This window comes from Campylobacter volucris (genome assembly GCF_008245045.1).
In the GTDB taxonomy this organism is placed as follows: Bacteria; Campylobacterota; Campylobacteria; order Campylobacterales; family Campylobacteraceae; genus Campylobacter_D; species Campylobacter_D volucris.
On record NZ_CP043428.1, the window covers coordinates 19,025 to 45,938 of the forward strand.

The window sequence follows — 26,914 nt, forward strand, 5'->3', positions numbered from 1 at the left end:
TTTTAAGCACCAATTAGATAAAATTTACCTTATTTTTTGCAAAAGGTTTAAATTGGATAAGTTGATAGTTTGTGCAGGCGGTAATGAAGAATTTGAATTTGCACAAAATATAGGAATAGGCCTTATAAATTCTGCTTTTAATTTAGGAAAAATTTTAAGCAAAACAAGTGTTAGACAAATCATTTTCATAGGAACTTGTGGAATTTATAAAGATGGAGAAATTTTGGATATTTATGAGAGTTCTTGTGCTAGTAATATAGAATATTCTAATTTTTTTGACGGATTTTATACCCCTATAGAAAATAAAATCATATTAAATGTTTCACATGAAACTATTATCAATTCTTCTAACTATATATGTAAAGATAAGATTATAGCTCAAAAATACGCACAACTTGGGCTTAGTATAGAAAATATGGAAGCTTATTCGGTGCTTTCTTGTGCAAAAAATCATAATATAGATGCAATTTGTTATTTATGTGCTACAAATTTTTGTAATGAATTTGCTCATGAAGATTTTTTAAAAAATCATAAATTTGCTAAAGAAAAATTAAAAGATTATTTATTTGATAAAAAATTAATATAAAAGGTTTAGATTGATAAATATTTTAGATTATACAAAGGAAGAATTATACGAAATAATAAAACCAAATTTTAGGGTAAAACAAATTTTCGAATGGATTTACAAGAAAAATGCAAATGATTTTTTGCAAATGTCTTCTTTGCCAAAAAATTTGAGAGAAGAATTGAATAACACTTATCATTTTTCTCCATTAAAATGTATAAAAAGTGAAGAAAGTAAAGATGGTAGTATAAAATATCTTTTTGAACTTTTAGATGGTATGAAGATAGAATCAGTTTTACTTCCCATGAAAAAAGAGCTTATAGATGAGAATGGAAAAATAATTAAACATGCTAGATATACCATATGTGTTTCATCTCAAGTGGGTTGCAAGAGTGGCTGTAGTTTTTGTTTGACAGCTAAAGGTGGTTTAAAAAGAAATTTAAGTGCTGGTGAGATAGTAGGACAAATTTTATGGATAAAAAAGCACAATAATATCCCTTATGAAAGAAGAGTAAATATAGTCTATATGGGTATGGGAGAGCCACTTGATAATCTTAAAAATGTATCAAAAGCTGTAAAAATTTTAGCTGATAATGATGCATTAGCTATAAGCCCTAGAAGACAAACTATAAGTACTAGTGGATTGGCAAAACAAATAATCGAACTTGGAAATATGAATTTAGGCGTTCTTTTAGCTATTTCGCTACATGCTGTAAATGATGAGCTTAGAACTAAGCTTATGCCTATAAATAAGGCATATAATATAGCTAGTATTATGGATGCTGTTAGAGCTTTTCCTATAGATCAAAGAAAAAGAGTTTTATTTGAATATCTTTTAATAGATGGTTTGAATGATAAAATAGAGCATGCAAAAGAATTGGTAAAGCTTTTAAATGGTATAAAAGCTAAGGTAAATTTAATACTTTTTAATCCACACGAAGGTAGTGAATATAAAAGACCAAGCATTGAAAACGCTGTTAAATTTCAAGATTATTTAAGCGCAAAAGGTGTTACTTGTACTATAAGAGAAAGCAAAGGACTTGATATATCAGCAGCTTGTGGACAATTAAAAGAAAGGTTATCATGACACTTTTGGATATTATACAAATTATATTTATTGCTATAGTTGTTATAGTGAGTATTGGTGGAATTATTTATGTATTGAAAAATGAAGGAAAAAATGATGATAAATAAACAAGATTTGATAAATAATGAATTATTTCAAAAAAGATATATCAAGGCAAATATATCTTGGTATTATTCTTATTTAGCTGGAAAAAGAGGGTTTGTTAGAATTTTTAGAGTTCCTTATGCTGAATTTATGAAAAAATTCTTTTTGAAAAAATATTTTGAAAAGAGAGTGAGAAATGGCAAAATAGATATACCATATTTAGAATTAGTTTTAACTACAAAATGTACTTTAAGATGCGAATCTTGCAATAATTTAATGCAATATTTTTCTCCATCAAATCAGTATACTTGTACTTTAGAAGGACTTGTTAGTTCTTTAGAGCTTTTATTATCTAAAGTAGATAGCATAGCTAGAGTTAGAATTATAGGTGGAGAACCGCTTATGTTTAAAGATTTACCAAAATTAATAGAATATTTAGATGGTCAAAAAAAGATTTTAACTTTTAATTTGGTAACAAATGCGACCATAGATTTTAAAGATGAATTAATTGATAAATTAAAAAAATCAAAAAAAGCTAGAAAAATAACAATATCTGATTATACTAAATCTCCAAATTTAAAAATTCCATTAAAGCAAGAGAGTATAATTAATAAATTAAAATTTCATAAAATTCCATATTCTATGGATTCTAGTGGAGAAAATGCCACTTGGAGCGATCCAGAACGAATTTACAAGCGCAATAGAAACAAAGAAGAGATAATAAAAAATTATTTAAATTGTCAAATGCCTTGTGTTAGTTTAATGACTTCGCAAGGATTAGAAAATAAATCTTTAGCACCAAATGGAGCTATTTTTGTATGTCCTATTTCTAGTTCTTTATCAAGACTTAAAGGTTTAGATGAATTTAACGGAGATTTTATAAATTTAGACGATGATAGAGAAAGAATTTTAGAATTTTATACACAAAATTTTTATAAATCTTGTGATTATTGTAGAGATTTTAGCAAGCCAAATAAAAAAATTCCAATAGCAATACAAACAGATAAAGTTTTGAAATTAGAAAAAGATTAATATGCAAATTTATGTTTTTTTGTGATATCTATATTTCTTTTAGTAGTTCGTTAATTTTTGGAATATCTTAAAATTAATAAAAAATATATAAGTTTTTCTAGCTTATATATTTTTGCAATTTATTTATAACATCAGATATGATTTTATCTGCATCATTGCGTGAAAATTTATTATGTATTGCATCAATAAAAACATAATCTTTATTATATGTTGACCAATACATACTATTTTTTTGAATATAGTTTTATGCTAGAAATTTTTAAATTGCTTGCTATATGTATAACTCCCGTTGAAGGACTGATTACACATTTTGATTTAGATATTAATTCTACAAGATTTAAAATATCGTTGTTATTTTGAAAAATAAATATTTTTGTCAAAAGTTTTGAATCAAATTCTGTAATTTTTTCTATAAAATATTTATAAATCCTATTATAAGTTGGAATAACTATACTTATATTTTTAGTATTTAATATTTTTTGAATCAGATCAAAATATAAAAATATATTTAAATTAAATTTAGTATATATGCTAAATGGATTGATAATGATAAAATTATTAATTCTTGTTATATAAAAATTTATTTATTAAATTTTTATTTCTTTGCGTCGTTTGTATGCTAATATCAAAATATAAATTTTAATTTTTTTACAAATATTTTTGGTTGTATTTTTCTTGCATAATATAGCATCAAATCTTCAATATTTTTATTGTTGTGTATTCTTTTTAATATATTAAAATACAACTTTGCATTTCATAGATAATATGCTTTTAATTTTGCTTTTATTATAATTTTTTAGCATTTGTTTATTCTAATAATTGTATTGTCGAATATGTTGAAATATAGCTTATAAGGTAATCTAATTTATGATTATTGATTTTTTGTATTATATTGTTTTTATTTATTAATTGTATTTGATCAATAAAATTTAAGTTTAAAAGATTTTTTAGATTGTGATTTTCTATAAAAATAATAATTTTGGCATTATAAATATGCTTAATAGAATAAAGCATTTTAAGACTTAATATTGTATCTCCTATTTGGGTTGAGCAATAATATCCTATATTAAGCTTGCTTATACCCCGCCCCATAATATCTCTAGTTTTTGTGTATATATTTATTAAATTGTTATCACTTTTTTGTTTAGCCATTAAAAATTCCTGTTTTTTAAAAAAATTCTTCTTTTATATCTTTTTTTGATTTTATGAAATAATTTTCATTATTATAACTAAATTTCAAGCTATGAGAATGCAAAAGCAATCTCTTAGCCCCTGTTATTTTCGCCCTTTCTTTTTCATTTAGTTTATTATCCAAGATTTTTTCTATATCTTTTTTTTCTAAGCCATATAAAGGTTCTCCAAAAATTTTATGTTTCACATGAAACAAATGAAGGCGAATTTGATGTTGTCTTCCTGTTAAAGGTTTTGCTAAAATTAAACTAGCATTTAAGTGTTCTATATATTCTAATGTTTCAAAATGCGTAATAGCATTTTTCCCATTTATGTCTATACACATTCTAGTTTTGATGTTGTTATAGTTTTTTTCTAAACTCATACTTTCATTTACTGTAAAAAATGGTTGTGTTTTACCATTCACTAAAGCTATATAGTTTTTTTCTATAAGTCTTTTTTCAAACATAGTTTTAAATTCTATTTGAGATTTTTTATTTTTTGCTATGAGTATAAGTCCGCTAGTTTCTTTATCTAGTCTATGAGTCACACAAGCTTTTTCTCCCCATAAGTGCCAAATTTCATCACAAAGGCTATATGTGCAATTTCTTCCATTTGGGTGGGTTAAAACTCCGCTTGGTTTTTCAACTACTGCAAAATCATCATTTTCATATACTATATCTATGCCTTTGGGGTTGTTTTCATATGTTATCAATTCTATTAATCCATCTAAAATTTTATTTTTTTCTTCTACTAAATTTCCATTGCAAAAAAGTCTTTTTTTATCTATGATTTTTTGAGCTTCATTTATAGAAATTTTTAGTTCATCCATAAGCACTCTAAAAGCTTTTTTTCCATTATTTGAAAGTTTAATTTTTATATAAGGCAATTTTAATCCTAGTGTAAAATAAAGTTAGATAAAATAAATACTTTTTTATAAAAAAGTATTTATTTATATTATACAAAAAAAGGTCTTAAAATGGTCGAAAGATATAGCAGGGAAGCTATGGCTAAAAAATGGGATATTCAAGCAAAATACGATGCTTGGTTAAAAGTAGAATTAGCCGCAGTAAAAGCTTGGAATAAACTTGGGCTTATTAATGATGAAGATTGTGAAAAAATCCTAAAAAACGCAAAATTTGACATAGCAAGAATTAACGAGATAGAAAAAACCACCAAGCACGATGTTATAGCTTTTTTAACTAATATCAGTGAAAATTTAGGGGATGAAAGTCGTTTTGTGCATTATGCGATGACAAGTTCAGATTGTATCGATACAGCTGTGGCTTTGCAGATTAAAGAAAGTTTAGAATTAATACTACAAGATTTGGATGAGCTTTTAAAAGTTATTAAAACTAGAGCTTATGAGCATAAAAATACTCTTATGGTTGGAAGAAGCCATGGAATTCATGGAGAGCCTATAACTTTTGGTTTGGTAATGGCTATTTGGTATGATTCTTTGATACATGCTAAGGATTTAATCATCCACGCTAAAGAAGTTATCAGCCATGGTAAAATTAGCGGGGCTATGGGAAATTTTGCTCACGCGCCGCTTGAATTTGAAGAAGAAGTTTGCAAAAATTTAGGTCTTAAACCCGCTTTAGTTTCTAATCAAATCATACAAAGAGACAGATATGCCCAAGTGATTTCAGCATTAGCCATATTAGCTTCAAGTTGTGAACAAATTGCTGTAGCGATTCGCCATTTTCAAAGGACTGAAGTTTATGAAGCCGAAGAATATTTTTCAAGCGGACAAAAAGGAAGCTCTGCTATGCCGCATAAGAGAAATCCAGTTTTAAGTGAAAATATAACAGGACTTTGTAGGATTATAAGATCTTATGTAACTCCAGCTTTGGAAAATGTAGCTTTATGGCATGAAAGAGATATATCTCATTCTAGTGTTGAAAGATTTATCTTGCCAGACGCTTTTGTAACTACTGATTTTATGTTATCAAGACTTTGCGGAGTGATAGAAAAATTACTTGTATATCCAGAAAATATGATGAAAAATTTAAATTTAACAGGGGGCCTTGTATTTTCTCAAAGAGTATTGCTTGAGTTACCATTAAAGGGTATTAGCAGGGAAGATGCTTATAAAATAGTTCAAAAAAACGCAATGAAAGTTTGGCAAGATTTGCAAAATGGTAAGTCAGCTTTAAACGAAAAAGGCGAGAGTTTGTTTTTGATAGCGCTATTAAACGATGAGGATCTTAAAAAATCTTTAAACGAAGCAGATATAAGAGAATGCTTTAATTATGATTATTACACAAAAAATGTGGATAAAATTTTTAATAGAACATTTCAATAAGAGGGGTTGGAAACATGAAGGTATTAAAAAGAAATGGACGCACAGAAGAATTAGATGTGTCAAAGATTAAAAAATATACCACTGATGCGGTAGCAAATTTGGATAATGTTAGTCAAAGTGAGCTTGAAGTTGATGCAAAAATTCAATTTCGCGATGGTATAAGCACTGAAGAAATCCAACAAACTCTTATAAAAACAGCTGTGGATAAAATAGATATAGATAGGCCTAATTGGACTTTTGTTGCTGCAAGATTGTTTTTATACGATCTTTATAAAAAAGTCAGTGGGTATAGTGGGTATAAGCATTTAAGAGAATACTTTGAAAAAGGTGAGAAAGAAGGTAGAATTTTACTTGGTCTAAAAGAAAAGTATGATTTAGATGATTTAAATGCCTATATAGATCCAAACAGAGATTTGCAATTTACTTATCTTGGGATTAAAACTTTATATGATAGATATTTAATTAAAGATTCTAAAGGTAATCCCATAGAGCTTCCACAGCATATGTTTATGGCTATTGCTATGTTTTTAGCGCAAAATGAGTTAGATTCTCAAACTTGGGCTAAGAAATTTTATGATTTAATCTCTAAATTTGAAGTGATGTGTGCAACTCCAACTCTGTCTAATGCTAGAACCACAAGACACCAATTAAGCTCTTGTTATATAGGAAGTACTCCTGATAACATAGAGGGAATTTTTGATTCTTATCAAGAAATGGCACTTTTGTCTAAATTTGGCGGTGGTATAGGCTGGGATTGGTCCAAAGTTCGTGCTATGGGCGGAAGTATAGATGGGCATAAAAATGCAGCTGGTGGGATAATACCATTTTTAAAAATTACTAATGATATAGCAGTAGCAGTAGATCAACTTGGTACTAGAAAAGGTGCGATTGCAGTTTATATAGAGCCTTGGCATATGGATATAAATGACTTTTTAGATTTGCGTAAAAATTCAGGTGAAGAAAGAAGAAGAGCTCATGAACTTTTTCCGGCTTTATGGGTGAATGATTTATTTATGAAGCGTGTAAAAGAAAATGGAAAATGGACTTTATTTGATCCAGCTGATACGCAAGATTTATGTGATTTATATGGTGAGGCTTTTGAGCGAAAGTATGAAGAATACGAAAAAGATGAAAGCATAGCTAAAGAAATAATTGATGCTAAAGAGCTTTGGAAAAAAATACTGCTTAGTTATTTTGAAAGCGGTTTGCCATTTTTGTGTTTTAAAGATAGTGCAAATAAAACAAATCCAAATGCTCATAGTGGGATCATAAGAAGTTCAAATTTATGTACAGAAATTTTTCAAAATACAGAGCCAAATTACTATCAAATAAAAGTTACTTATGAAGATGGTAGTTTTGAAAATTTTAATGAAGAAGATGAAATAATCATCGATGGCGGTTATAAAAAATTTGCTAAGAAAATTTCTACCTTAGATAGCATTAATGGTAAAAAAGTTTATATAGTAGAAAAATTTAAAAACGAAGGTAAAACCGCAGTTTGTAATCTAGCTAGTATAAATTTAAGCAAAATTAATACAAAAGAAGATATCCAAAGAGTTGTTCCAACAGCTATTAGAATGCTTGATAATGTGATTGATTTAAATTTTTATCCTCATTTAAAAGTAAAAAATACCAACTTGAAATCTCGTGCTATAGGGCTTGGTGTAATGGGTGAAGCACAAATGCTAGCACAAGAGCAAATTCATTGGGGTTCTAGTGAGCATTTTGAAAGAATAGATCGCATTATGGAAATGATTAGCTATGAAGCCATTTTGGCTAGTTCTAATTTGGCTTTAGAAAAAGGAAAATATCCTGATTTTGAAGGTTCTAATTGGAGCAAGGGTATAGTTCCTATAGATGTGGCTAATGAAAATGCTAAAAAACTTACAATTAGTGATGGATTGTTTTCTCAAAGCGAGTGTGATTGGGAAAAATTAAGAGAAAAACTAAAAAGAGATGGTATTAGAAATGGTTATTTGATGGCTATAGCACCAACTTCTTCTATATCGATTTTGGTTGGAACTACTCAAACTATAGAGCCTGTGTATAAAAGAAAATGGTTTGAGCAAAATTTAAGTGGTATGATCCCTACTGTGGTTCCAAATTTAAATCTTGATACTTGGCAGTATTATACCCCTGCTTATGAATTAGATCAAAAGATTTTAGTTAAAGCTGCTGCTATACGCGGTAAATGGATAGATCAAGGTCAATCTTTAAATATCTTTGTATCTTTAGATAAGGCAAGCGGTGGATATTTAAATGAAATTTATCAACTCGCATGGGAGCTTGGTATAAAATCAACTTATTATTTAAGAAGTGAAAGTCCAGATAGTGAAAAGGTTAATGTGGCTGATCGTTCTATAGAATGTGAAGGTTGTCAGTGAAAATGGAGAAGCAAATATGTATAGGAAAAATTCATTACCAGAGTTTACGCTTAGAGGTATAATTTTAGGAAGTATTTTAACGGTTATTTTTACAGCCTCAAATGTTTATTTGGGGCTTAAGGTAGGTCTTACTTTTTCAACTTCGATTCCTGCTGTTGTGATTGCAATGGCAGTTTTAAAATTCTTTAAAGATTCAAACATTTTAGAAAACAATATGGTTCAAACTCAAGTTTCTGCCGCAGGAACGCTTTCAGCGGTGATTTTTGTTATTCCAGGTCTTTTTATGTGTGGATATTGGTTTGAATTTCCTTTATGGCTGACTTTTATGCTTTGTCTTTGCGGTGGTGGTTTAGGGGTGCTTTTTACCATACCTTTGAGAAAAACTATGGTTGTTGAAAGTAAATTAGCATATCCTGAAGGACGCGCTGCGGCTGAAATTTTAAAGGTTGCTAATAAAGATCAAGCTGATAAAAAAGGAAAAATTGGTTTAAAAGAAATAGGCTTAGGGGCTATTTTAGCATCGATAGTGAGTTTATTTTCAAGTGGATTTAAATTAATTGCAGGTGGGAGTAGTTTTGCTTTTATGTGGCAAAAAATGGCTTTTGGCTTATCTATGGGATATTCTGTAGCTTTATTAGGGGCTGGGTATTTAGTAGGAATAGCTGGTGGAGTAGCTTTGCTTGCAGGGATGATTTTAGCTTGGGCGGTATTTGTCCCTTATTTTTCTGTTAAAGAAAGTTTTGATATAAGCTTAAGCGCTTTAGATATAGCTAATCAAATTTGGGCACAAAAAGTGCGTCTTATAGGTACAGGTGCTATAGCTATAGCAGCTTTATGGACTTTACTTGAACTTGCAAAACCTGTATATGAAGGAATGAAAAATTTACTCAAAACAACATCTTTTAATACTTATAAAGATTCTAAAGATACAGATTTATCTTTAAAGGTGATGTTGATTTTATTTGCATTAATGGTTTTTGGTTTGTTTGTATCTTTTTATGCTTTTGTGGCTGATTCAAATTTGTCTAGCTCTCATCAAGTACTTTTTGCGTTTTTGGGGACTTTGTTGGCTGTTTTTATAGGATTTTTTGTCGCATCAGCTTGTGGTTATATGGCAGGATTGGTTGGATCTTCTTCATCTCCTATATCAGGTATAGGCATTATAGCCATCATGGTTTCTTCTTTGATTATATTATTAATAGGATATAAAATAAATTTATTTAGCGATCCTTTAATGGCTAAATTTGCAATCGCTTTTGCTATTTTTACCACCAGTGTTATTTTAGCGATTGCAGCTATATCTAATGATAATCTACAAGATTTAAAAACAGGTTATTTGGTAGGAGCTACTCCTTGGAAACAACAAGTTTCTTTGATTATAGGATGTTTTTTTGGAGCCTTAGCTATAGCTCCTGTTTTAAATTTGCTTTATCAAGCTTATGGTTTTGTAGGTGCTATGCCAAGAGAGGATATGGATGCAGCAAATGCTTTAGCAGCACCACAAGCAAATTTAATGAATACCATAGCTCAAGGTATTTTCAATGCCAATATAGATTGGAATTATATTATTATAGGAGCTTTTGTAGGAATTGGTGTTATTATCATAGATCGTTTATTAAGAAAGAAAAATATGTCTTTACCTCCTTTGGCTGTTGGTATAGGTATTTATTTACCCCCTGTTGTAAGTACGCCTTTGTTTATAGGTGGCTTGATAGCATATTTAACCAAAAAGCGTCTTGAGAACAAATATCACAACAACGCGCACAAAAAAGAATTCATGCAAGAACATGAGCAAAAAGGCATTTTGTTTGCTTCAGGATTGATAGTAGGAGAAAGTATTTTTGGTGTGCTTATAGCTGGTTTAACGGTATTTTCTGTGAGTAAATATGGTATTGAAAATCCACTTGCGATAACAAGTTCTTTTCAAAATAGTGAAAGCATTGGTTTAATTGTTTTTGCAATGATTATATTTATTTTTATAAAAAGAGTGCTTAAAAAATGAATATAGAATATTATTATGCTTTAATCCTAGGAATCATAGAAGGTTTGACTGAATTTTTACCTGTTTCTTCTACAGGTCATATGATCTTAGGAGCAGAACTTTTGCGTTTGCAAATTAATGATTTTTGGCGTAGTTTTTTCATTATAATCCAGCTTGGATCCATCCTAGCTGTGATTTTTATATTTAAAGATAGACTGGTTCAAAAAATAGACATATGGCTTAAATTATTTGTGGGTTTTTTACCAGCAGGTGGTGTGGGCTTTATAATGTATAAATTTTTAAAAGAATTATTTAATGGCTATACGGTAGCTACTATGCTTATTATAGGGGGTATTATATTTATCATTATAGAGCTTAAACATAGAAAAAAAGATTATGCTATACATTCTTTAGATGAGGTGAGCTATAAGCAAGCTTTTTTAATAGGCTTAACTCAAGCTTTAGCTATCATACCAGGGACTTCAAGAAGTGGTGCTAGTATTATTGGGGGGTTATTGTTAGGACTTGATCGCAAAATTGCTTCTGAATTTTCATTTTTACTTGCGATTCCTACTATGATAGCTGCAACTTCTTATAGTATTTATAAAGAGCCAGAAATTTTAAGCAATATGAATAATTTCATACCTTTATCAATAGGTTTTATAACAGCATTTATAACAGCATTTATAGTGATTAAAATTTTTTTAAAGCTTATTAGTAAGATAAATTTTATACCATTTGGAACTTATAGGATAATTTTAGGTTTAATCTTTTTATGGCTTTTTGCAAATGGAATTTTAGATACAAGTAAAACTAGTATTTAAAAACATAAAATATTCTTAATTTAAAACAATATTAAGTTTTCATAGCTAAAATTGTCTTTAAAATTTTAAATGAAGCTCACAAAGTAGGTGAGTGATAAGGGTAAAAATGACAAAAGATATTATCGCATATATAGATAATGGTGCTTTGATAGATACTCAAAGCTGTAAAGATAATGCAAATTTAACTCCGATTTTTTTTGATAATTCTAAAGATAGCTTAGAAGTCATTCGTCATTCTTGTGCGCATTTGATGGCGCAAGCTATTAAAAGCTTATATCCAGAAGCTAAATTTTTTGTTGGTCCTGTTATAGAAGATGGATTTTATTATGATTTTAGAGTAAATAGTAAAATTTCTGAAGAAGATCTAGCTAAGATAGAAAAGAAAATGAAAGAACTAGCTCAATTAAAGCTAGATATAACCAAGTATGAACTTTCAAAACAAGAAGTTAAAGAAAAATTTATAGATGATGATTTAAAACAAGAAGTTTTATTAAGAATTCCAGATGGTAAGGTAAGTGTTTATAAACAAGGCGATTTTGAGGATTTATGTAGAGGTCCTCATGTGCCTAATACAACATATTTGAGATTTTTTAAATTAACACGAGTTGCTGGAGCATATTTAGGTGGCGATGAAAAAAGAGAAATGCTTACTAGAATTTATGGCGTGGCATTTGCTGATAAAGAAAGTTTAAATGAATATTTAAAAATCATAGAAGAAGCAAAAAAAAGAGATCATAGAAAGCTTGGCAATGAAATGAAACTTTTTGCTTTTGATGATGAAATAGGAGGCGGTCTTCCTATATGGCTTAGCAATGGTGCGAAATTAAGAAGTAAATTAGAGCATTTATTATACAAAGCACATAGATTAAGAGGGTATGAGCCAGTTAGAGGCCCAGAACTTTTAAAAGCTGATGCTTGGAAAATAAGCGGACATTATGCAAATTATAAAGAAAATATGTATTTTACTCAAATTGATGAGCAAGAATATGGCATAAAACCTATGAATTGTGTGGGACATATCAAAGTTTATCAAAATGATGTGAGATCTTATAGAGATTTACCTTTGAAATTTTTTGAATACGGTGTGGTTCATAGACATGAAAAAAGCGGTGTTTTGCATGGGCTTTTTAGGGTTAGAGAATTCACTCAAGATGATGCGCATATTTTTTGTATGCCAAGTCAAATCAAAGAACAAGTTTTAGAAATTTTAAGTTTTGTTGATACCTTAATGAAAGCTTTTGAATTTGATTATGAAATGGAAATTTCTACTAGACCAAGCAAAGCAATTGGTGATGATGAAATTTGGAACATAGCTACCAATGCTTTAAAAGAAGCTTTAAATGAGCAGGGTTTAAAATATGGCATAGATGAAGGCGGTGGAGCTTTTTATGGTCCAAAAATAGATATAAAAATAACAGATGCACTAAAAAGAAAATGGCAATGTGGAACCATACAAGTAGATTTTAATCTACCAAATCGTTTTGAACTTGAATATACTGATGCAAATAATGAAAAAAAGCAACCTGTAATGCTCCATCGTGCGATTTTAGGTTCTTTTGAAAGATTTATAGGAATTTTAATAGAACATTGCGGTGGCGAGTTGCCATTTTTTATCGCACCAACTCAAGTGGCTATAGTGCCAATTTCACAAAATCATCATGAATATGCAAAAAAAATCGCCACACAGCTTTTAGAGCTTGGTATTGATAGTGAAATTTATGCTAAAAATGAAAGTTTAAATAAAAAAATTCGCCTAGCTGAAAAAGCACATGTTCCTATGATACTTGTATTAGGTGATGAAGAAGTAGCAAATGAAAGTGTTGCATTAAGAGATAGAAGAGCAAAAGAACAAAAAACATTGACTTTAGATGAATTTATAACCCTAACAAAGGAGAAATTAAGTGAGGTACGCTTTTGAGTAAAGAAAAAGAAGTTTTGCTAAATGATGAAATCGAAGCAGATGAGATTAGATGTATAGGTGATGATGGCAAAGTTTATGGCATTATTAGTTCAGATGAAGCTTTAGATATAGCAAATAGACTAGGACTTGATTTGGTGATGATAGCTCCTGATGCAAAACCACCAGTATGCAAAATAATGGACTATGGAAAATTTCGCTATCAGCAAGAGAAAAAACAAAAAGAAGCTAAGAAAAAACAAAAAGTTATTGATGTAAAAGAAATTAAACTTTCTGTAAAAATTGCTCAAAATGATATAAATTATAAAGTAAAACACGCTAGCGAATTTTTAGAACAAGGTAAGCATGTTAAATTTAGAGTTTTTCTAAAAGGTCGTGAGATGGGTACTCCAGAAGCAGCCATAGCTTTGCTTGAAAAAATTTGGCAAATGGTAGAAGAGATAGCAGATAGAGACAAAGAACCTTTACTCGAAGGTCGTTATGTAAATATGTTAGTAACTCCTAAAAAGAAAAAGTAAATTATGCCAAGAGAAGCTTTGAGAAATAGTTTAGAACAACATAAACCAAAAAATGTTGTTTCTAAAAATGATGATTTAAATATCAACGAGGCTATGGAAAAAACTAAGATATATTTGGAAAATAGATTTGGTAATATTGAAAATTTTACCAAAGAAAAGTATTATCTCACTATAGAGAAAAAGATTGATATATCATTTATGATTGATAGTATAAAAAATACAAAAATTAGGGCCCAATTTGATACAGCATATATACATCATTCCATAAAACCAGATGGCGGTGTTTTATTTTTGAATAGTTTTTCTGGATTAAAAAAAATATTATTAATAGCTGAGGCAAAGCGACAAGGAACAAATGATGTTAGATTGCAAGAAGGTAAAAATAAACAGGCCACAGGAAATGCAATAGAAAGGTTGGGTAAAAATTTAACAGGTATTAAAGCTATGTTAAATCATGAAAAAATAACACCTTTTGTGTGTTTTGGTTGGGGTTGCGATTTTGCTTCAGACCAAAAAAGTGTTTTGGCAAAACTTAATGTTCTTAATGAATTTTATTATTTGAATAAAACATATATTTTCAAATCAGATGGAAACAGTGATCATAATTACTTTTCACCAGTTAGTATGTATTTTAGAGAAGAAAAGTGGAAAGTTGAAGAAATGTTTGAGATTATGAAAGAAATAGCTGAAACATCATTAAGGTATTATATTTTTTGATGAGTTGTATAATCGAAAATCCTGCTTTTTTAAAAGAACAAATCATAACTTATCTTGGAAATAAAAGATCTTTACTCGAATTTTTAAACCAAGGCTTTAAATTTGCACAAAATGAGCTAAAAAAAGACAAATTTAGCTTTTGTGATGTGTTTAGTGGCTCAGGTATAGTTTCGCGTTTTGTGAAGCCTTGTGCAAGCTTTATCATAGCAAATGATTTGGAAGATTATTCTAAAATCATTAATGAGTGCTATTTGACCAATCAAAATACAGATTTTTTACAAGAACTACAAAAATATTATGAAATTTTAACTTCCAATCTAACACTTAAAAAAGGCTTTATCAGCAAGCTCTATGCTCCTAATGATGATGAGAGTATTAAAAAAGAAGAAAGAGCATTTTATACACTTAAAAATGCGATGTATTTAGATACCATGAGGCAAAATATTTCAAAATTACCTTGTGATATGCAAAAATACTTCATTGCACCACTTATTTATGAAGCTAGTGTCCATGCAAATACTAGTGGAGTTTTTAAAGGTTTTTATAAAGACAAAAATGGCGTGGGAAAATTTGGCGGAATAGGGGAAAATGCACTAACTCGTATTAAAGGTGATATTGCTTTAAAAATGCCTATTTTTTCAAATTATGCTTGTGATTTTAAAGTATTTCAAAAAGATGCAAATGTTTTAGCCAAAGAGCTTGATGGTTTTGATGTAGCATATTTAGATCCTCCTTATAATCAGCATCCTTATGGATCAAATTATTTTATGTTAAATTTGATCGCTAATTATAAAAAACCAAAAGGTATTTCTAAAATTTCTGGCATTCCAAAAGACTGGAACCGAAGTGCTTTTAACAAGCAAAATAAAGCTGAAGATGCTTTGTTTGATCTGATAAATGATTTAAAAGCCAAGATTGTTTTACTTTCTTATAATTGCGAAGGTTTTGTAAAAAAAGATAGTTTTTTAAAGCGTTTGCAAAGTCTTGGAAAATGTGAAATTTTAGAGCAAAAATACAATGCATTTAGAGCCAGTAGAAATCTTTCTAAACGCTCTATACATATACAAGAACAACTTTATGTGCTAAAGAAGTATTAATAAATTTAATTTTCCTAAAGCATAGTTATAGTAAAATCATAGCTTTCTTTTATGAAAAAATTTATCCAAAGGATACACATGCCAAAAATGAAAAGCGTTAAAAGTGCTGTTAAACGCTTCAAAGTAGGTAAAAATAAAATCAAAAGAGGCTCAGCTTTTAGAAGCCACATTTTGACTAAAAAACCTGCTAAGAGAATGCGTGATCTTCGCACTGCTAAGTATGTCCATTCAACCAATGTTAAAGCGGTTGAAAAAATGTTAGGAATTTAAGCTTACTTAAATTTTAGTTTTTGACAAAAAGTCATTCAAACTCCCCTTGTAAAAAGGGCAAGATTCGTTTAACGAACGCCAATTTGTGAAAGGATAAATATGGCAAGAGTAAAAACAGGTGTTGTAAGACGCCGCAGACATAAAAAAGTTTTAAAACTTGCGCGTGGTTTTTATAGTGGTCGCCGCAAACACTTTAGAAAAGCTAAAGAACAATTAGAAAGAAGTTTGGTTTATGCGTATCGTGATAGACGCCGCAAAAAACGCGATTTTCGTCGTCTTTGGATAGTGCGTATCAATGCAGCTTGCAGACTAAATGATATTAGTTATTCAAGATTTATAAATGGTCTTAAAAAAGCAGGCATTGAGCTTGATAGAAAAATTTTAGCTGATTTAGCGATGAACGATGCAGCTGCTTTTGCTAAAATCGCAGATGCTGCTAAAAAAGCACTTTAATCTTATAGCAAGGCTTTTTATAAGCCTTGTTTTTCTTTGCCTATTCCCTTTAAATTCTCTTTTTGCAAAAGATATTTTGCTTTTTAAAGTTTATGATGAAAAGTTTTTTATAGATAAAAATTTAAGCCATTATTTAATGAGTGAAAAGCTTGATGGTATAAGAGGACTTTGGGATGGAAAAAATATGCAAACAAGGGCAAAAAACACCATAAAGCTTCCTGAATTTTTTACAAAAAATTTTCCAAATTTTAAACTCGATGGTGAGCTTTGGATCCAAAGAAATGCTTTTGAAGAAATTTCATCTTTAGTGCGTCAAGAAAATCCTGATGAAAACCTTTGGAATAAAGTAACCTATAATGTCTTTGATGTGCCAAATGCTTGTGAAGAATTTAAAATTTCTTCTTGTACTTTAGAAGCTAGACTTGATGTTTTAAGGATGTATTTGGCTAAAAATCCTAGTAAATTTATAAAAATCATTCCTCAAATCCGCATAAAAGATAAAAAACATTTAGAGCAATTTTACCAAGAACTTATAGCTCAAAAAGCAGAAGGTGTAATCATAAGAAAAAATAATATGCCTTATGAAAAGAAAAGATCAGATAATGCTTATAAGCTAAAACCATTTGATGATGCAGAATGTGTTGTAAAAAAGCATTTTGAAGGCAAGGGTAAATTTGAAGGCAAAATGGGATCTTTGCTATGCGAAGCAGATATCAAAGGTAAAAAAGTAAGCTTTAAAATAGGTTCAGGTTTTAAAGATAAAGATCGTATAAATCCTCCTGCTATAGGATCAATCATCACTTATAAATACAATGGTTTTACAAAAAATGGCACTCCAAGATTTGCTACTTATTTAAGAACGAGAGAAAATTTTTAAAGCATTAATTCCTAAATATACAGCAAAAGCAATACATGAGATCATAATGATACTAGCGCCACTTGAAATGTTAAAATAATAACTCACCATTAAACCACTTAAGCAAAAAAATAAACTCAAAATACTCGAATAAATCATCATCCAGCCAAGTTTTTTACTAATGCCTTCTGCTATAAAGCTTGGTATGCTTAATAAAGCCATAGCTAAAATTAACCCCACAAGTCTAATGCTAATAACCACACACAAGCTTATCATAAAAATCAAAAGATAATAAAATAAATTAGTGTTAATCCCTCTAGTTTGAGCAAATTCGCTATCAAAGCTTATAATTTCAAATTGTCTATAAAAGCATAATAAAATAATGATAAAAATGATATCTACACCAAGCATAAGCCAAATGTCTTCATTAGAAACGGTTAAAATATTACCAAATAAATATGCCATTAAGTCGTTATTGTATTTTGGACTTAAGTCTATAAGTATGATTCCTATAGCCATACCAAATGCCCATATGACAGCTATGATGCTATCGCTTCTGTTTGGATAGTGTTTGCTTAAATAAGCCACTATAAAGGCTAAAATCAAAGTAAATAAACTTGTGCTAAGCAAAATAGGCAAAGAAAAGTAAAATGCCACTCCAATGCCACCAAATGCCCCGTGTGTAATGCCACCAGCCATAGACATAAGCCTATTTACCATTACCAAACTTCCTATACAACCACAAGCGACGCTTACTAGCACGCAAGAAAATAAAGCATTTTGAAAAAAGTTAAAATTTAAAATTTCAAGCATCATATTCCTTACATAGGCAAGAATTTAAACTCATTTCAACATCGCAAAAATGAGAATGGTTTTGGTATAAGTGTTTTATATAGTTGATTTTATTTGGATCTTTGATGTTTTTGTGTATGAAAATTTCTTTGTTTAAATACGCGATTTTATCACTATATGCTAAGGTTATATTAATATCGTGACTAATGCATATAATGCCCATACCATTTTGATGAAGTTGTTTTAAAAGCTCAAAAATTTGTATAGCATTTTTAGTATCTACACTTGCTGTAGGCTCATCTAATATAAGTAATTTACACTCTCCTACTAAAGCTCTTGCTATGAGTACTCTTTGTCTTTGACCGCTACTTAAAGAGCTGATAGTTTTATCCCAAAAATCTTGCATAGATACTTTTTTTAGAGCATCTAGGGCTAGTTCTTTGTCTTTTTTGGTATAAAAACCAAATGTTTTATGATTTATCCTTCCCATAAGTACAACTTCTAAGACTCTAGTTGGAAAATTGGTATTAGTTAGAGTGTTTTGTGGGACATAGCCTATTTGATTTAAATTTATATTTTTAAATTCAATTATATTTTTACTCTTTAAAAGTCCAAATATGAGTTTTATAAGAGTTGATTTTCCACCACCATTTGGTCCTATTATAGATAAAAAATCATTATTATCATAGCTTAGATTGATATTTTTTAACACAAGTTCTTCATTATAGGAAAAATTTAAATTAGATATTTGAAATAATTCCACTAAAATACACCTTCTTTAGTATTGATAAATAAAAATAATCCAAATAATATCATAAATATCAAAGCTAGATACTCTAGTAAAGTTCTTATTTTTGTAGTTTTTATATTTTGATGGAGTTTGTTAGCTCCTATAGCAAATAAAAACAACACAAAACACATTCCTAAAGTCACAAATATAGCAGAACTTAAAGCATATAAAAAGTTAAATTTATACGCAAAGATAAAAAGCAATACAACCCCAGGGCAAGGCACCAAAGAAGCTCCTAGTATGACTACCCATTCACTTGTTTTATGTGAGTGACAAGAGCAAGAGCAAGAGTTTTTATGGAGTATTTTTTTACTTAACATAAAAAGAGCTATAAAAACTATAAGCAAACTTGTAAATTTGGTCAAGATAAATCCAGCCATATTGACATCTTTGAGTAATTTCTCAAGCATAATTATGCCAATGCTTACAAGCAAAAATGCGCTCATTATATGCACTATGCCTATTTTTAATACAAAATAAAATATTTTTGAAAATGAGCTTTTGTGTGTTAAAAAATACGAGCTTGTAAGCATTTTAGAATGACCTGGTGCGCTAGCATGAAAAACGCCATATCCAAAAGATATGATTAATAATATTAAAAATGTTTGTATATTAAATTCTTGCTGAAGAAGTTGTTTGATATACAATAAAATATTTTCGTTAAAAATTTGTAATTTATTTAAAAGATCATCTATAAAATTTGGACTTTGCTTGGTTTGAATTTTTGCAAAGGTTGTATTTGGTGCTTTGCCTTTTTGTACTTGTAAAAATATGAGATTTAAATTGGGATTTGCACTTAGATAATAGCTTGAATTTAAAGTGATAAAATCTTGCGGTATAAATTTAAAATTAAAAAATCCTTCCTTATCTTCAAATCTTATGCTAAATGTGTTATTTTCTTTTATAGGGATGTTAAGTTTTACTTCAAAAGTAAAAAATAGTTTTGTTTTATCTGAAATTAATTTAGCGTTTGAAAATTTTTCTATGTAAATTTTTTCATCTAAATTATAAAATTGAAATTGCATTAAAAATTGTCTTGGCTCTATATAATCTAAAAGAGTATATTTAATATCACTAAGTTCGTCTTTGTCTAAAGTATCATTATAATTTATATCATAGTTTTGAAGCAGTATTTTTACAAAATCTTGCGAAAATTCCCAAGTTACATGAATTTGATTGATGTTATTATCACTTGCGTTAAAGTCTAATTTTACATTTGCCGTTGGAGTATAAGCTGCGCATAAAGCACAGCTTAATACTTTTTGAAAGCATATAAAAGCTAGTATTAAAATGATTTTCATTCTAAAGCCATTTTTAATGCTTGTATGGTTTTTAAAAGTTCTTTATCCCAATCTTTAGCTAAATGATCGATAAAAACAATTTTTGCGTTTAATTCTTTAGATAATACCTTAGCCGAATTTTCACTAAAACCAGGCTGAACAAAAATAACCTTTATGTTTTTTTCTTTGGCTATTTTTATTAGTTTTTGCAAATCTTGAATTTTTGGCTCTTTTCTGTCAATTTCTACAGGAATTTGGATGAGGTTGTATCTTTTTGCAAGATAATTCCAGCTAGGATGATAGACTATAAATTCTCGGTGTTTGATATCTTGTAAGTTTGTTTTGATTACTGAATTTAAATCATCTAATTCTTTAAGAAAATCATCTAAATTTTTTGCATAAAAGTCTTTATTTTGCGGAAAAGTTTGGCTTAGGGCTTTATAGATATTTTGTGCTTGTGTTTTTACTAAAATAGGATCTAGCCAAGTGTGAGGATCATTTTTATCATGCTCGTGTTCATCGTGGTCATGTTCATCATTTTCTAATAATGATATACCATCATTAATATTAACAATTTTGACATTTTTAAGTGTATTTTTAAATTTGCTTTCTAGGATTTTTTCAAGTTCTAAATTAGCAAGAAAATAAATTTTGCTTTTTTCAAGATTTTTAATGACTGCAGGTTTAAATTCTACATTATGCTCATTAGAATTAGGTGAAATCAAAATATTAATTTCTACACTATCTTTAGCAATCTTTTCTACAAAAAATGCTTGAGGTGGTATGCTAACACTCACAATAGGCTTTGAAAAAGCAAATACGCATGATAATAACAATAATAATATTTTTAACATTATCCACTCCTGTATCATTTAAAATTTGCGTAATTATATATAATGCAACTTAGTTGCAACTTAAAAATCAAGTTGCATTTATAAAACTTTTTTTGTGGTAAAATACATTTATTTTCTAAGGTAAAATTATGGAAGCTATTGATTTGCTAAAAAAACATGATATTGCTATGACAACTTTACGAGTGGAAATTTTGCAAATTTTATCTCTTGCTAAAACTCCATTAAGTTATGATCAATTTAATCTCAAAGCAAATAAAACTAGCTTTTATAGAAATATGGAGCTTTTTGAAAAAAAAGGTATCGTCAATAAAAGCCAACTTGATCGCAAAAGTTTTTATGAATTAGCAGATCATGCTAAAGCGCATTTTATATGCGATGTGTGTCATGAGATTAGCGATGTAAAAATGCCTAAAGTTAAAGGGACTATAAAAAGTGTTGTGATCAAAGGAATTTGTCAAAAATGTGAGAATGAATAATGAATTTATGGGATAAAAAAGCAAAAACTTACACAAGATTTTCTTTAGAGTTAAATGAAATTCAAAAAGCAACTTTTGAAAAAATAGGCTCTTTAGATGGTAAAAATATAGTAGATATTGGCTGTGGGAGTGGTGTTTGGACTTTGCATTTGGCAAAAAAGGCTAAAGAAGTTTTAGGTGTTGATAATGCTAGTGCTATGCTTGAAATTTTAAAAGAAGATGCGCTTAAAAATGATATAAATAATATCAAAACTATAAATTTAGATTTTGAAAATTTTTATAAAAATAATACTTTGAAATTTGATTTAGCATTTTTGAGTATGTCTCCAGCCTTAAAAAATGAAGAAGATTTTAAAGCTTTTTTAAATTTAGCACCAAAAAGAGTTTATTTGGGTTGGGCAGATAAACGCAAAAGCACTCTTTTAGATCCTATATTTGAGCATTTTAAAACAGAATTTAAAGGTTTTTACAAAAAAGATTTTCAAAGCTTTTTAGACACTCAAAATATACCTTATGAGATTGAAATTTTTAGCGAAACTAGGGTTGCAAAAAGAGGCAAAGAAAGTGCTATAGAAAATGTTTTATGGCATCTAAGTATGAATGGCATTAATGCAACTAAACAAGATTTAGAGTCTTTTATAAAAGATGATGTTGAAGAAATTATAGAATCAAAAATAAAACTTATAATGTGCTAATTTTTATAGTTTTGTTTTAAATTCTAAAAATTTATCAGCCATAAAAGGCACTACATCGCCGTATTTTTGTGGAACTTGCCATGTATTTTTTTCTAAGGTGATGGTTTTTTCTTTTTCAAATTTGAGATTATGAATTTTGCAAGCATTGCCACTTATGAATTTTTGTAAATTTTCTTCATTTGAATTTTTTTCAAAAAGCTCAGCCAAAACAGGCAGTATAACAGGAGCACTAAATACTCCAGCTGCACAACCACAGCATTCTTTAGTGTGTATAGGGTGTGGTGCGCTATCGCTTCCAAACATTACTTTTTCATATCCGCTAAAAGCAAGCTCGCAAAGTGCGTCTTTGTCTTCATATCGTTTTGCTATAGGTTTGCAAAATAAATGTGGATCCATTTTACCACCTATAACATCATCTAAAGTTATGATTAAATGATGTAAAGTTATGGTTGCATATAAATTTTCATAATCTTTTAATAAATCGCATAAAGTTTTTGTTGTAATATGTTCCATGACTATTTTTAATTTAGGAAAATTTGTGGCTAATTTTTCATAAATTTTGGCAAAATTTGCTTCTCTATCCATTACAAAATCATTTGTTTCACCATGAACTAATAATGGTATATTTAGCTCACTCATTGCGTTTAAAGTAGGTTTTAGCTTTTCTATATCAAAGCTTGAAATTCCATTATCTGAATTTGTAGTAATACCAGCAGGATAAAGTTTTATAGCAAAAATTTCATCTTTAGTTTGTTCTAAAAATTTATCATCATAATTTTGAAAAAATAAAGTCATAAGTGGTATAAAATCTTCATTTTTAATAGCTTTTATAATTCTTTGTTTATATGCTTTTAAATTTTCTAAATCAGTTAAAGGAGTTATTAAATTTGGCATTATAACACCAGCTTTAAAGTCTTTTGCGCTAAATGGAGCTACTAAATTTAAAACTTCTTCATCTCTTAAGTGTAAATGCATATCAAGTGGATTTTTAAGTGTCATAATATCTCCTTTATTTGAGTTTATATAAACCATTTTTTAATTTTTCTAGTAAAGATTTTTCTTCTAAAAATTTAAAAGTATTGATTATAGTTGGTTTGCTTGTGTTTAATCTTTTGCAAAGTTCTTCTATGCTGATAAAAACAAAACCATTTTCATCAGCATTTATGGCTAAAAATTCTATGATTTCAAAGCGTTTTTTACCATGAATTTTTTCACATATTTTTTTTACTCGTTCATCCATAAAACCACCATTTTGCTAAAACAAAACACCAAGTAATTATAGCTAATACTACACTAAAAAACACCCCAGCACTAGCACAATCTTTAGCCTTTTTAGCTAAGATGTGAAAATCATTGGTGCAAAGATCTACACAAGCTTCTATAGCAGAATTTAAAGCTTCTACTATCAAGATTAAAATCAAAACAAAAATCAATACAAAATGTTCTATAAAGCTTATGGGTAAAAAAAAGCTTGTGATAATAAGTGGTGAAATGATAATACTTTCAATTTTAAAAGCCATTTCATCTTTTAGTAAAAATTTAATCCCGCTTAATGCATACGAAGCATTTTTAAATAAGCTGTATTTTGGCTTCATTGAGGATTTTCCTTTAAACTTTTGCTAAATAAGTCATAGTTTGCTTCATATTCTTTGGTTTGGACATTAAAATATCCAAGCAAACTTGAAAAAATGTTATCTTGAGAAAGTACGAAATCTTTTTGTGTTTTTAATTTCGCACTTAAATTTTCGTCTTTACTCCAAAATATCATAGGAATATGAGTTTGTTCTTTTGGTGCTATAAAATATGGCATACCATGAAGATAAATTCCATTTTCTCCTAAGCTTTCTCCATGATCTGATACATATAGCAATGAAGCATTTTGTAAAGGACTTTGTTTGAGTAAATCTATAAGACTTTTAATGATAAAGTCTGTATAAAGCAAGGTATTATCATAAGTATTGGCTAGTTCTTCTTGAGAGCAAGTTTGTAATTCATTTGTATCACAAGTTGGAGTAAATTTTTTAAATTTATCAGGATAGCGTTTAAAATATGCTGGTCCATGAGAGCCTTGCAAATGAACAACTATGATTTTACTTGAGGATGTATCTTGCAAAGCCTCTTTAACAAGTTCAAGCAAACTTTCATCATAATCTTTTGATATAAGTTTGTTTGAAATACGATCACAATTTCCTTTGCAACCCCCAGAATTATTACCAAGCCAAATGCTTTGCACCCCAACTCTTTGTAAAACATCTAGAGCATTTTCTTCATACAGGCTATTGTCAAATGAAGCTCTTTTGTGCCTTGAAAATATACAAGGTAAGCTTTTAGCAGTAGCAGTTCCACATGAACTTACTTGGCTAAAATATACTAAATTTGGTTCGTTTTTAGTATAAAAATTTGTATCATTTTTGGTGTATCCACCTAAGGAATAATTATTTGCTCTAGCGGTTTCTCCAATTACCAAAATCATCGTTTTGTTTAAATCTTTTTCTAATGTCGCATCTAATGCTATCTTTTGAAGTTCTTTTTTAGGAATGATTTCTAATTTTATGTATTTAATTGCTGAATAAATTTGATAAAAAGGAGTGTTATAAACTCTTACTTCGTTATAGGTTCTTAAAAAAGGCACAATACTCTTTGAAAAAATTCCAAGTAATCCAAAAGCAATAACTAAAGCAATAACTAAAGTGCTAAATTTGACAATTAGATGTTTTTTAAAGCTATAATAATTTATTTTAGTTTTTATAATTAAAAATGTTGGAAGCAAAAAGGTAAAAAATACATAAATAAAGATGTTAAAATGAAGCAAATCAGATACTTCTTTTTGATCAGTTTGTACGGCATTTCTTATCATGTCATGATCTATTATAACGCCATAATTTATCATAAAATAACTACTAATAGAGCTTACTCCAATGAAAAAAATCATTAAAAATTTACTAATATAGGGCAAAAATAAAAGAGCAAAAATCCCAACTAACAATGCAAAATATATGATGATATATAAAACAATGGAAATATCATTGCTAGCAGGGTGTAAATTTTCATGAATATAAGAAAATAATTTTAAATTGATACTAGTTATATAAATAGCACTTAAAAGAACAAATTTAAGCCAAGATATATTAAAAAATTGCATAAAATCCTTTCATAATTGTGTAATTAATTATAAATTAAAATAGTTAATTTAATACCTTTATGGTATGATTTTGCTTTTTGTAAAATTAAGGATTTATTATGAAATTACTTTCTTGGAATATAAATGGTTTAAGAGCGATTTGTGATAAAAATGCACTTGATTGGATAGATAAAGAAAATATAGATTTTATAGGTTTTCAAGAGATTAAAGCGCATGAAGAAAAATTTCCTAAAAAAATTTATGAGTATGATTTTAAGCATATGTATTTTAATAGCGCTAAAAGAGCTGGATATTCTGGTGTTATGAGTTTGTGTAATTTTGATAGCGAAGTTAAAAAATGTGAATTTTTTGATGATGATGAAGGTAGGGTTTTAGAACATAGATTTAAAAATATAGTTTTATTTAATATATATTTTCCAAATGGTCAAAAAGATGAAGAGCGTTTGAATTTTAAAATGAAATTTTATAATGATTTTTTAGTATATTTAGATAAGCTTTTAAAAGAAGGTAAGGAAATTATAATATGCGGAGATGTAAATACAGCTCATTGCGAGATAGATCTAACCCATCCAAAAGCAAATGAAAAAACTTCAGGGTTTTTACCCATAGAAAGAGCTTGGATAGATGAGCTTTTAAAGCTTGGATTTATTGATACTTTTAGATATATAAATGGTGATATAAAAGAAAAATACTCTTGGTGGAGTTATAGAATGAAGGCAAGAGAAAGAAATGTAGGCTGGAGAATTGATTATTTTTTCATTTCTAATGGCTTAAAAGATAAACTTAAAAATGCTTTTATAAGAGATGATATTTTTGGTTCAGATCATGCTCCTGTAGGGATTGAAATAGACATTTAAAAGTATAAGTGTTCCAATAAAATTTTAATCGCTAGAATAATTAAAATAGCACCACCTATAAATTCGGCTTTGTTTTTAAGATAAGTGCCGAATTTATTACCTATTTTTAAAGCCAAAACACACATTATAAAAGTAATTAAACCTATAGATAGCAATGCTATTAGTAAATTTACTTTTAAAAAAGCAAAACTTACTCCAACTGCAAGCGCATCAATGCTCGTTGCAACTCCAAGAGCTATCATAGTTTTAAAGTCAAATAAATTTGAATTTTCTTTACAATGATCTTTTTCTAAAGATTCTTTAATCATTTTGCCACCGATGATACTAAGGAGAACAAAAGTAACCCAATGATCAATTTTTTCTACAAAAGAACCAAAAGAAGAACCTAAAATATATCCAATAGCAGGCATTAAAGCTTGAAAACCACCAAAATATAATCCAACTATTAAGTAATGTTTGAGTTTTAATTCTTTTACGCTAAATCCTTTACATAATGAAACTGCAAAAGCATCTGCAGCTAGGGCAAAAGATAAAATAATCAAACTTAAAATATCCATTAATCTTTCCTTGATAAAAAAAGAGTTATTATATCTTAGTTATGTGAAAATATAAAATTAATCATTTATTAAGTAAAAAATACATATAATTTTAATTTTTTAAATTCTATTACAAAATTGGCCCATTCGTCTAGCGGTTAGGACATCGCCCTTTCACGGCGGTAACACGAGTTCGAGTCTCGTATGGGTCACCACTTTTTTACTACT

Annotated in this window: 30 protein-coding genes and 1 tRNA gene; 19 read left to right on the top strand and 12 right to left on the bottom strand. The window is 28.7% G+C overall.

Going from position 1 to position 26,914, the window contains the following annotated elements; genetic code table 11:
* Positions 1–61: 61 nt before the first annotated feature.
* The 4 genes from CVOLT_RS00100 to CVOLT_RS00110 are packed head-to-tail and all read left to right on the top strand — an operon-like array spanning position 62 to position 2,768.
* A complete protein-coding gene (locus tag CVOLT_RS00100; RefSeq protein WP_039666204.1) occupies positions 62–586 on the top strand; it encodes a purine-nucleoside phosphorylase in 525 nt (174 codons plus the stop codon).
* Between the two features lie 10 nt (positions 587–596).
* Complete coding sequence (gene rlmN / locus CVOLT_RS00105) at positions 597–1,652, top strand: dual-specificity RNA methyltransferase RlmN (RefSeq protein WP_039664897.1); 1,056 nt, start codon at positions 597–599, stop codon at positions 1,650–1,652.
* The gene (locus tag CVOLT_RS07980; RefSeq protein WP_229238062.1) at positions 1,649–1,759 is read left to right on the top strand and encodes a hypothetical protein; all 111 of its coding nucleotides are present in this window, start codon (positions 1,649–1,651) and stop codon (positions 1,757–1,759) included. Before rlmN ends, CVOLT_RS07980 begins: the two co-directional genes overlap by 4 nt.
* A complete protein-coding gene (locus CVOLT_RS00110) occupies positions 1,749–2,768 on the top strand; it encodes a radical SAM domain-containing protein (protein WP_039664898.1) in 1,020 nt (339 codons plus the stop codon). Before CVOLT_RS07980 ends, CVOLT_RS00110 begins: the two co-directional genes overlap by 11 nt.
* Positions 2,769–2,865: 97 nt before the next feature.
* Here the strand turns inward: CVOLT_RS00110 and CVOLT_RS08095 are convergent, their stop codons facing one another.
* The 3 genes from CVOLT_RS08095 to CVOLT_RS00120 form a co-directional block, all read right to left on the bottom strand.
* On the bottom strand, positions 2,866–2,991 hold the full coding sequence (locus CVOLT_RS08095) for a hypothetical protein (RefSeq protein WP_256375841.1): 126 nt from the start codon (positions 2,989–2,991) through the stop codon (positions 2,866–2,868).
* Between the two features lie 584 nt (positions 2,992–3,575).
* Positions 3,576–3,920 (bottom strand): hypothetical protein, encoded by a 345-nt coding sequence (locus CVOLT_RS00115; protein WP_039664899.1) that lies wholly within the window; start codon positions 3,918–3,920, stop codon positions 3,576–3,578.
* A 16-nt stretch (positions 3,921–3,936) separates the two neighbouring features.
* Positions 3,937–4,827 carry an RluA family pseudouridine synthase gene (locus CVOLT_RS00120; RefSeq protein WP_039664900.1) on the bottom strand — a complete coding sequence of 297 codons (891 nt, stop codon included), beginning with the start codon at positions 4,825–4,827 and terminating at the stop codon, positions 3,937–3,939.
* A gap of 90 nt (positions 4,828–4,917) precedes the next feature.
* Here CVOLT_RS00120 and purB point away from each other — a divergent pair, with 90 nt between their 5' ends.
* From purB to CVOLT_RS00175, 11 genes are all read left to right on the top strand, one after another.
* Positions 4,918–6,246 carry an adenylosuccinate lyase gene (gene purB / locus CVOLT_RS00125; RefSeq protein WP_039664901.1) on the top strand — a complete coding sequence of 443 codons (1,329 nt, stop codon included), beginning with the start codon at positions 4,918–4,920 and terminating at the stop codon, positions 6,244–6,246.
* 14 nt (positions 6,247–6,260) lie between these two features.
* Positions 6,261–8,630, top strand: a complete 2,370-nt coding sequence (locus CVOLT_RS00130) for an aerobic ribonucleoside-diphosphate reductase Ia, B1 protein subunit NrdA (RefSeq protein WP_039664902.1) — start codon at positions 6,261–6,263, stop codon at positions 8,628–8,630.
* A 16-nt stretch (positions 8,631–8,646) separates the two neighbouring features.
* Positions 8,647–10,632 carry an OPT family oligopeptide transporter gene (locus CVOLT_RS00135; RefSeq protein WP_039666205.1) on the top strand — a complete coding sequence of 662 codons (1,986 nt, stop codon included), beginning with the start codon at positions 8,647–8,649 and terminating at the stop codon, positions 10,630–10,632.
* A 2-nt stretch (positions 10,633–10,634) separates the two neighbouring features.
* Entirely contained in the window at positions 10,635–11,435 is an 801-nt protein-coding gene (locus CVOLT_RS00140) for an undecaprenyl-diphosphate phosphatase (RefSeq protein WP_039666206.1), read from the top strand.
* Positions 11,436–11,541: 106 nt separating this feature from the next.
* A complete protein-coding gene (gene thrS / locus CVOLT_RS00145) occupies positions 11,542–13,353 on the top strand; it encodes a threonine--tRNA ligase (protein ID WP_039664903.1) in 1,812 nt (603 codons plus the stop codon).
* Complete coding sequence (infC, locus tag CVOLT_RS00150; protein WP_039664904.1) at positions 13,350–13,871, top strand: translation initiation factor IF-3; 522 nt, start codon at positions 13,350–13,352, stop codon at positions 13,869–13,871. The genes thrS and infC overlap by 4 nt, the downstream gene beginning before the upstream one ends.
* Before the next feature lie 3 nt (positions 13,872–13,874).
* Positions 13,875–14,588 (top strand): EcoRI family type II restriction endonuclease, encoded by a 714-nt coding sequence (locus tag CVOLT_RS00155; RefSeq protein ID WP_039664905.1) that lies wholly within the window; start codon positions 13,875–13,877, stop codon positions 14,586–14,588.
* Positions 14,588–15,685 carry a DNA adenine methylase gene (locus tag CVOLT_RS00160; protein ID WP_390621663.1) on the top strand — a complete coding sequence of 366 codons (1,098 nt, stop codon included), beginning with the start codon at positions 14,588–14,590 and terminating at the stop codon, positions 15,683–15,685. The genes CVOLT_RS00155 and CVOLT_RS00160 overlap by 1 nt, the downstream gene beginning before the upstream one ends.
* A gap of 78 nt (positions 15,686–15,763) precedes the next feature.
* Positions 15,764–15,955 carry a 50S ribosomal protein L35 gene (gene rpmI, locus CVOLT_RS00165; RefSeq protein ID WP_002777995.1) on the top strand — a complete coding sequence of 64 codons (192 nt, stop codon included), beginning with the start codon at positions 15,764–15,766 and terminating at the stop codon, positions 15,953–15,955.
* Positions 15,956–16,054: 99 nt separating this feature from the next.
* Positions 16,055–16,408 (top strand): 50S ribosomal protein L20, encoded by a 354-nt coding sequence (gene rplT / locus CVOLT_RS00170; protein WP_039617097.1) that lies wholly within the window; start codon positions 16,055–16,057, stop codon positions 16,406–16,408.
* Complete coding sequence (locus tag CVOLT_RS00175) at positions 16,386–17,285, top strand: DNA ligase (RefSeq protein WP_052243137.1); 900 nt, start codon at positions 16,386–16,388, stop codon at positions 17,283–17,285. The genes rplT and CVOLT_RS00175 overlap by 23 nt, the downstream gene beginning before the upstream one ends.
* On the opposite strand, the gene CVOLT_RS00180 is transcribed toward CVOLT_RS00175, so the two are convergent.
* From CVOLT_RS00180 to CVOLT_RS00195, 4 genes are read right to left on the bottom strand one after another with little or no spacing between them, the layout of a single operon-like run.
* Positions 17,262–18,077 carry a cation ABC transporter, integral membrane protein gene (locus CVOLT_RS00180; protein ID WP_039664906.1) on the bottom strand — a complete coding sequence of 272 codons (816 nt, stop codon included), beginning with the start codon at positions 18,075–18,077 and terminating at the stop codon, positions 17,262–17,264. The two genes, CVOLT_RS00175 and CVOLT_RS00180, sit on opposite strands and share 24 nt — an antisense overlap.
* Entirely contained in the window at positions 18,070–18,819 is a 750-nt protein-coding gene (locus CVOLT_RS00185) for a cation ABC transporter, ATP-binding protein (protein WP_039664907.1), read from the bottom strand. The genes CVOLT_RS00180 and CVOLT_RS00185 overlap by 8 nt, the downstream gene beginning before the upstream one ends.
* Positions 18,819–20,147, bottom strand: coding sequence for a HoxN/HupN/NixA family nickel/cobalt transporter (locus CVOLT_RS00190; protein ID WP_039664908.1), 1,329 nt, complete (start codon positions 20,145–20,147; stop codon positions 18,819–18,821). The genes CVOLT_RS00185 and CVOLT_RS00190 overlap by 1 nt, the downstream gene beginning before the upstream one ends.
* Complete coding sequence (locus tag CVOLT_RS00195; protein WP_039664909.1) at positions 20,144–20,980, bottom strand: metal ABC transporter solute-binding protein, Zn/Mn family; 837 nt, start codon at positions 20,978–20,980, stop codon at positions 20,144–20,146. The genes CVOLT_RS00190 and CVOLT_RS00195 overlap by 4 nt, the downstream gene beginning before the upstream one ends.
* Before the next feature lie 128 nt (positions 20,981–21,108).
* On the opposite strand from CVOLT_RS00195, the gene CVOLT_RS00200 reads away from it, so the two are divergent.
* Positions 21,109–21,456: a Fur family transcriptional regulator gene (locus tag CVOLT_RS00200; RefSeq protein ID WP_039664910.1), complete on the top strand. Its 348-nt coding sequence runs from the start codon at positions 21,109–21,111 to the stop codon at positions 21,454–21,456.
* Positions 21,456–22,151 carry a class I SAM-dependent methyltransferase gene (locus CVOLT_RS00205; protein WP_039664911.1) on the top strand — a complete coding sequence of 232 codons (696 nt, stop codon included), beginning with the start codon at positions 21,456–21,458 and terminating at the stop codon, positions 22,149–22,151. Before CVOLT_RS00200 ends, CVOLT_RS00205 begins: the two co-directional genes overlap by 1 nt.
* Before the next feature lie 3 nt (positions 22,152–22,154).
* On the opposite strand, the gene pyrC is transcribed toward CVOLT_RS00205, so the two are convergent.
* From pyrC to CVOLT_RS00225, 4 genes are read right to left on the bottom strand one after another with little or no spacing between them, the layout of a single operon-like run.
* Complete coding sequence (pyrC, locus tag CVOLT_RS00210; protein ID WP_039664912.1) at positions 22,155–23,150, bottom strand: dihydroorotase; 996 nt, start codon at positions 23,148–23,150, stop codon at positions 22,155–22,157.
* 10 nt (positions 23,151–23,160) lie between these two features.
* The gene (locus CVOLT_RS00215) at positions 23,161–23,391 is read right to left on the bottom strand and encodes a DeoR family transcriptional regulator (protein ID WP_039664913.1); all 231 of its coding nucleotides are present in this window, start codon (positions 23,389–23,391) and stop codon (positions 23,161–23,163) included.
* Positions 23,384–23,746 (bottom strand): diacylglycerol kinase, encoded by a 363-nt coding sequence (locus CVOLT_RS00220; protein ID WP_039664914.1) that lies wholly within the window; start codon positions 23,744–23,746, stop codon positions 23,384–23,386. The genes CVOLT_RS00215 and CVOLT_RS00220 overlap by 8 nt, the downstream gene beginning before the upstream one ends.
* Positions 23,743–25,293, bottom strand: coding sequence for a phosphoethanolamine transferase (locus tag CVOLT_RS00225; protein WP_039664915.1), 1,551 nt, complete (start codon positions 25,291–25,293; stop codon positions 23,743–23,745). Before CVOLT_RS00225 ends, CVOLT_RS00220 begins: the two co-directional genes overlap by 4 nt.
* Before the next feature lie 98 nt (positions 25,294–25,391).
* Here CVOLT_RS00225 and CVOLT_RS00230 point away from each other — a divergent pair, with 98 nt between their 5' ends.
* A complete protein-coding gene (locus CVOLT_RS00230; protein ID WP_039664916.1) occupies positions 25,392–26,150 on the top strand; it encodes an exodeoxyribonuclease III in 759 nt (252 codons plus the stop codon).
* Here the strand turns inward: CVOLT_RS00230 and CVOLT_RS00235 are convergent.
* Positions 26,147–26,707, bottom strand: coding sequence for a manganese efflux pump MntP (locus tag CVOLT_RS00235; protein ID WP_039664917.1), 561 nt, complete (start codon positions 26,705–26,707; stop codon positions 26,147–26,149). The two genes, CVOLT_RS00230 and CVOLT_RS00235, sit on opposite strands and share 4 nt — an antisense overlap.
* A gap of 119 nt (positions 26,708–26,826) precedes the next feature.
* Between CVOLT_RS00235 and CVOLT_RS00240 the strand changes: the two genes are divergently transcribed.
* A tRNA-Glu gene (locus CVOLT_RS00240) sits at positions 26,827–26,901 on the top strand.
* The last annotated feature ends 13 nt before the right edge of the window (positions 26,902–26,914 follow it).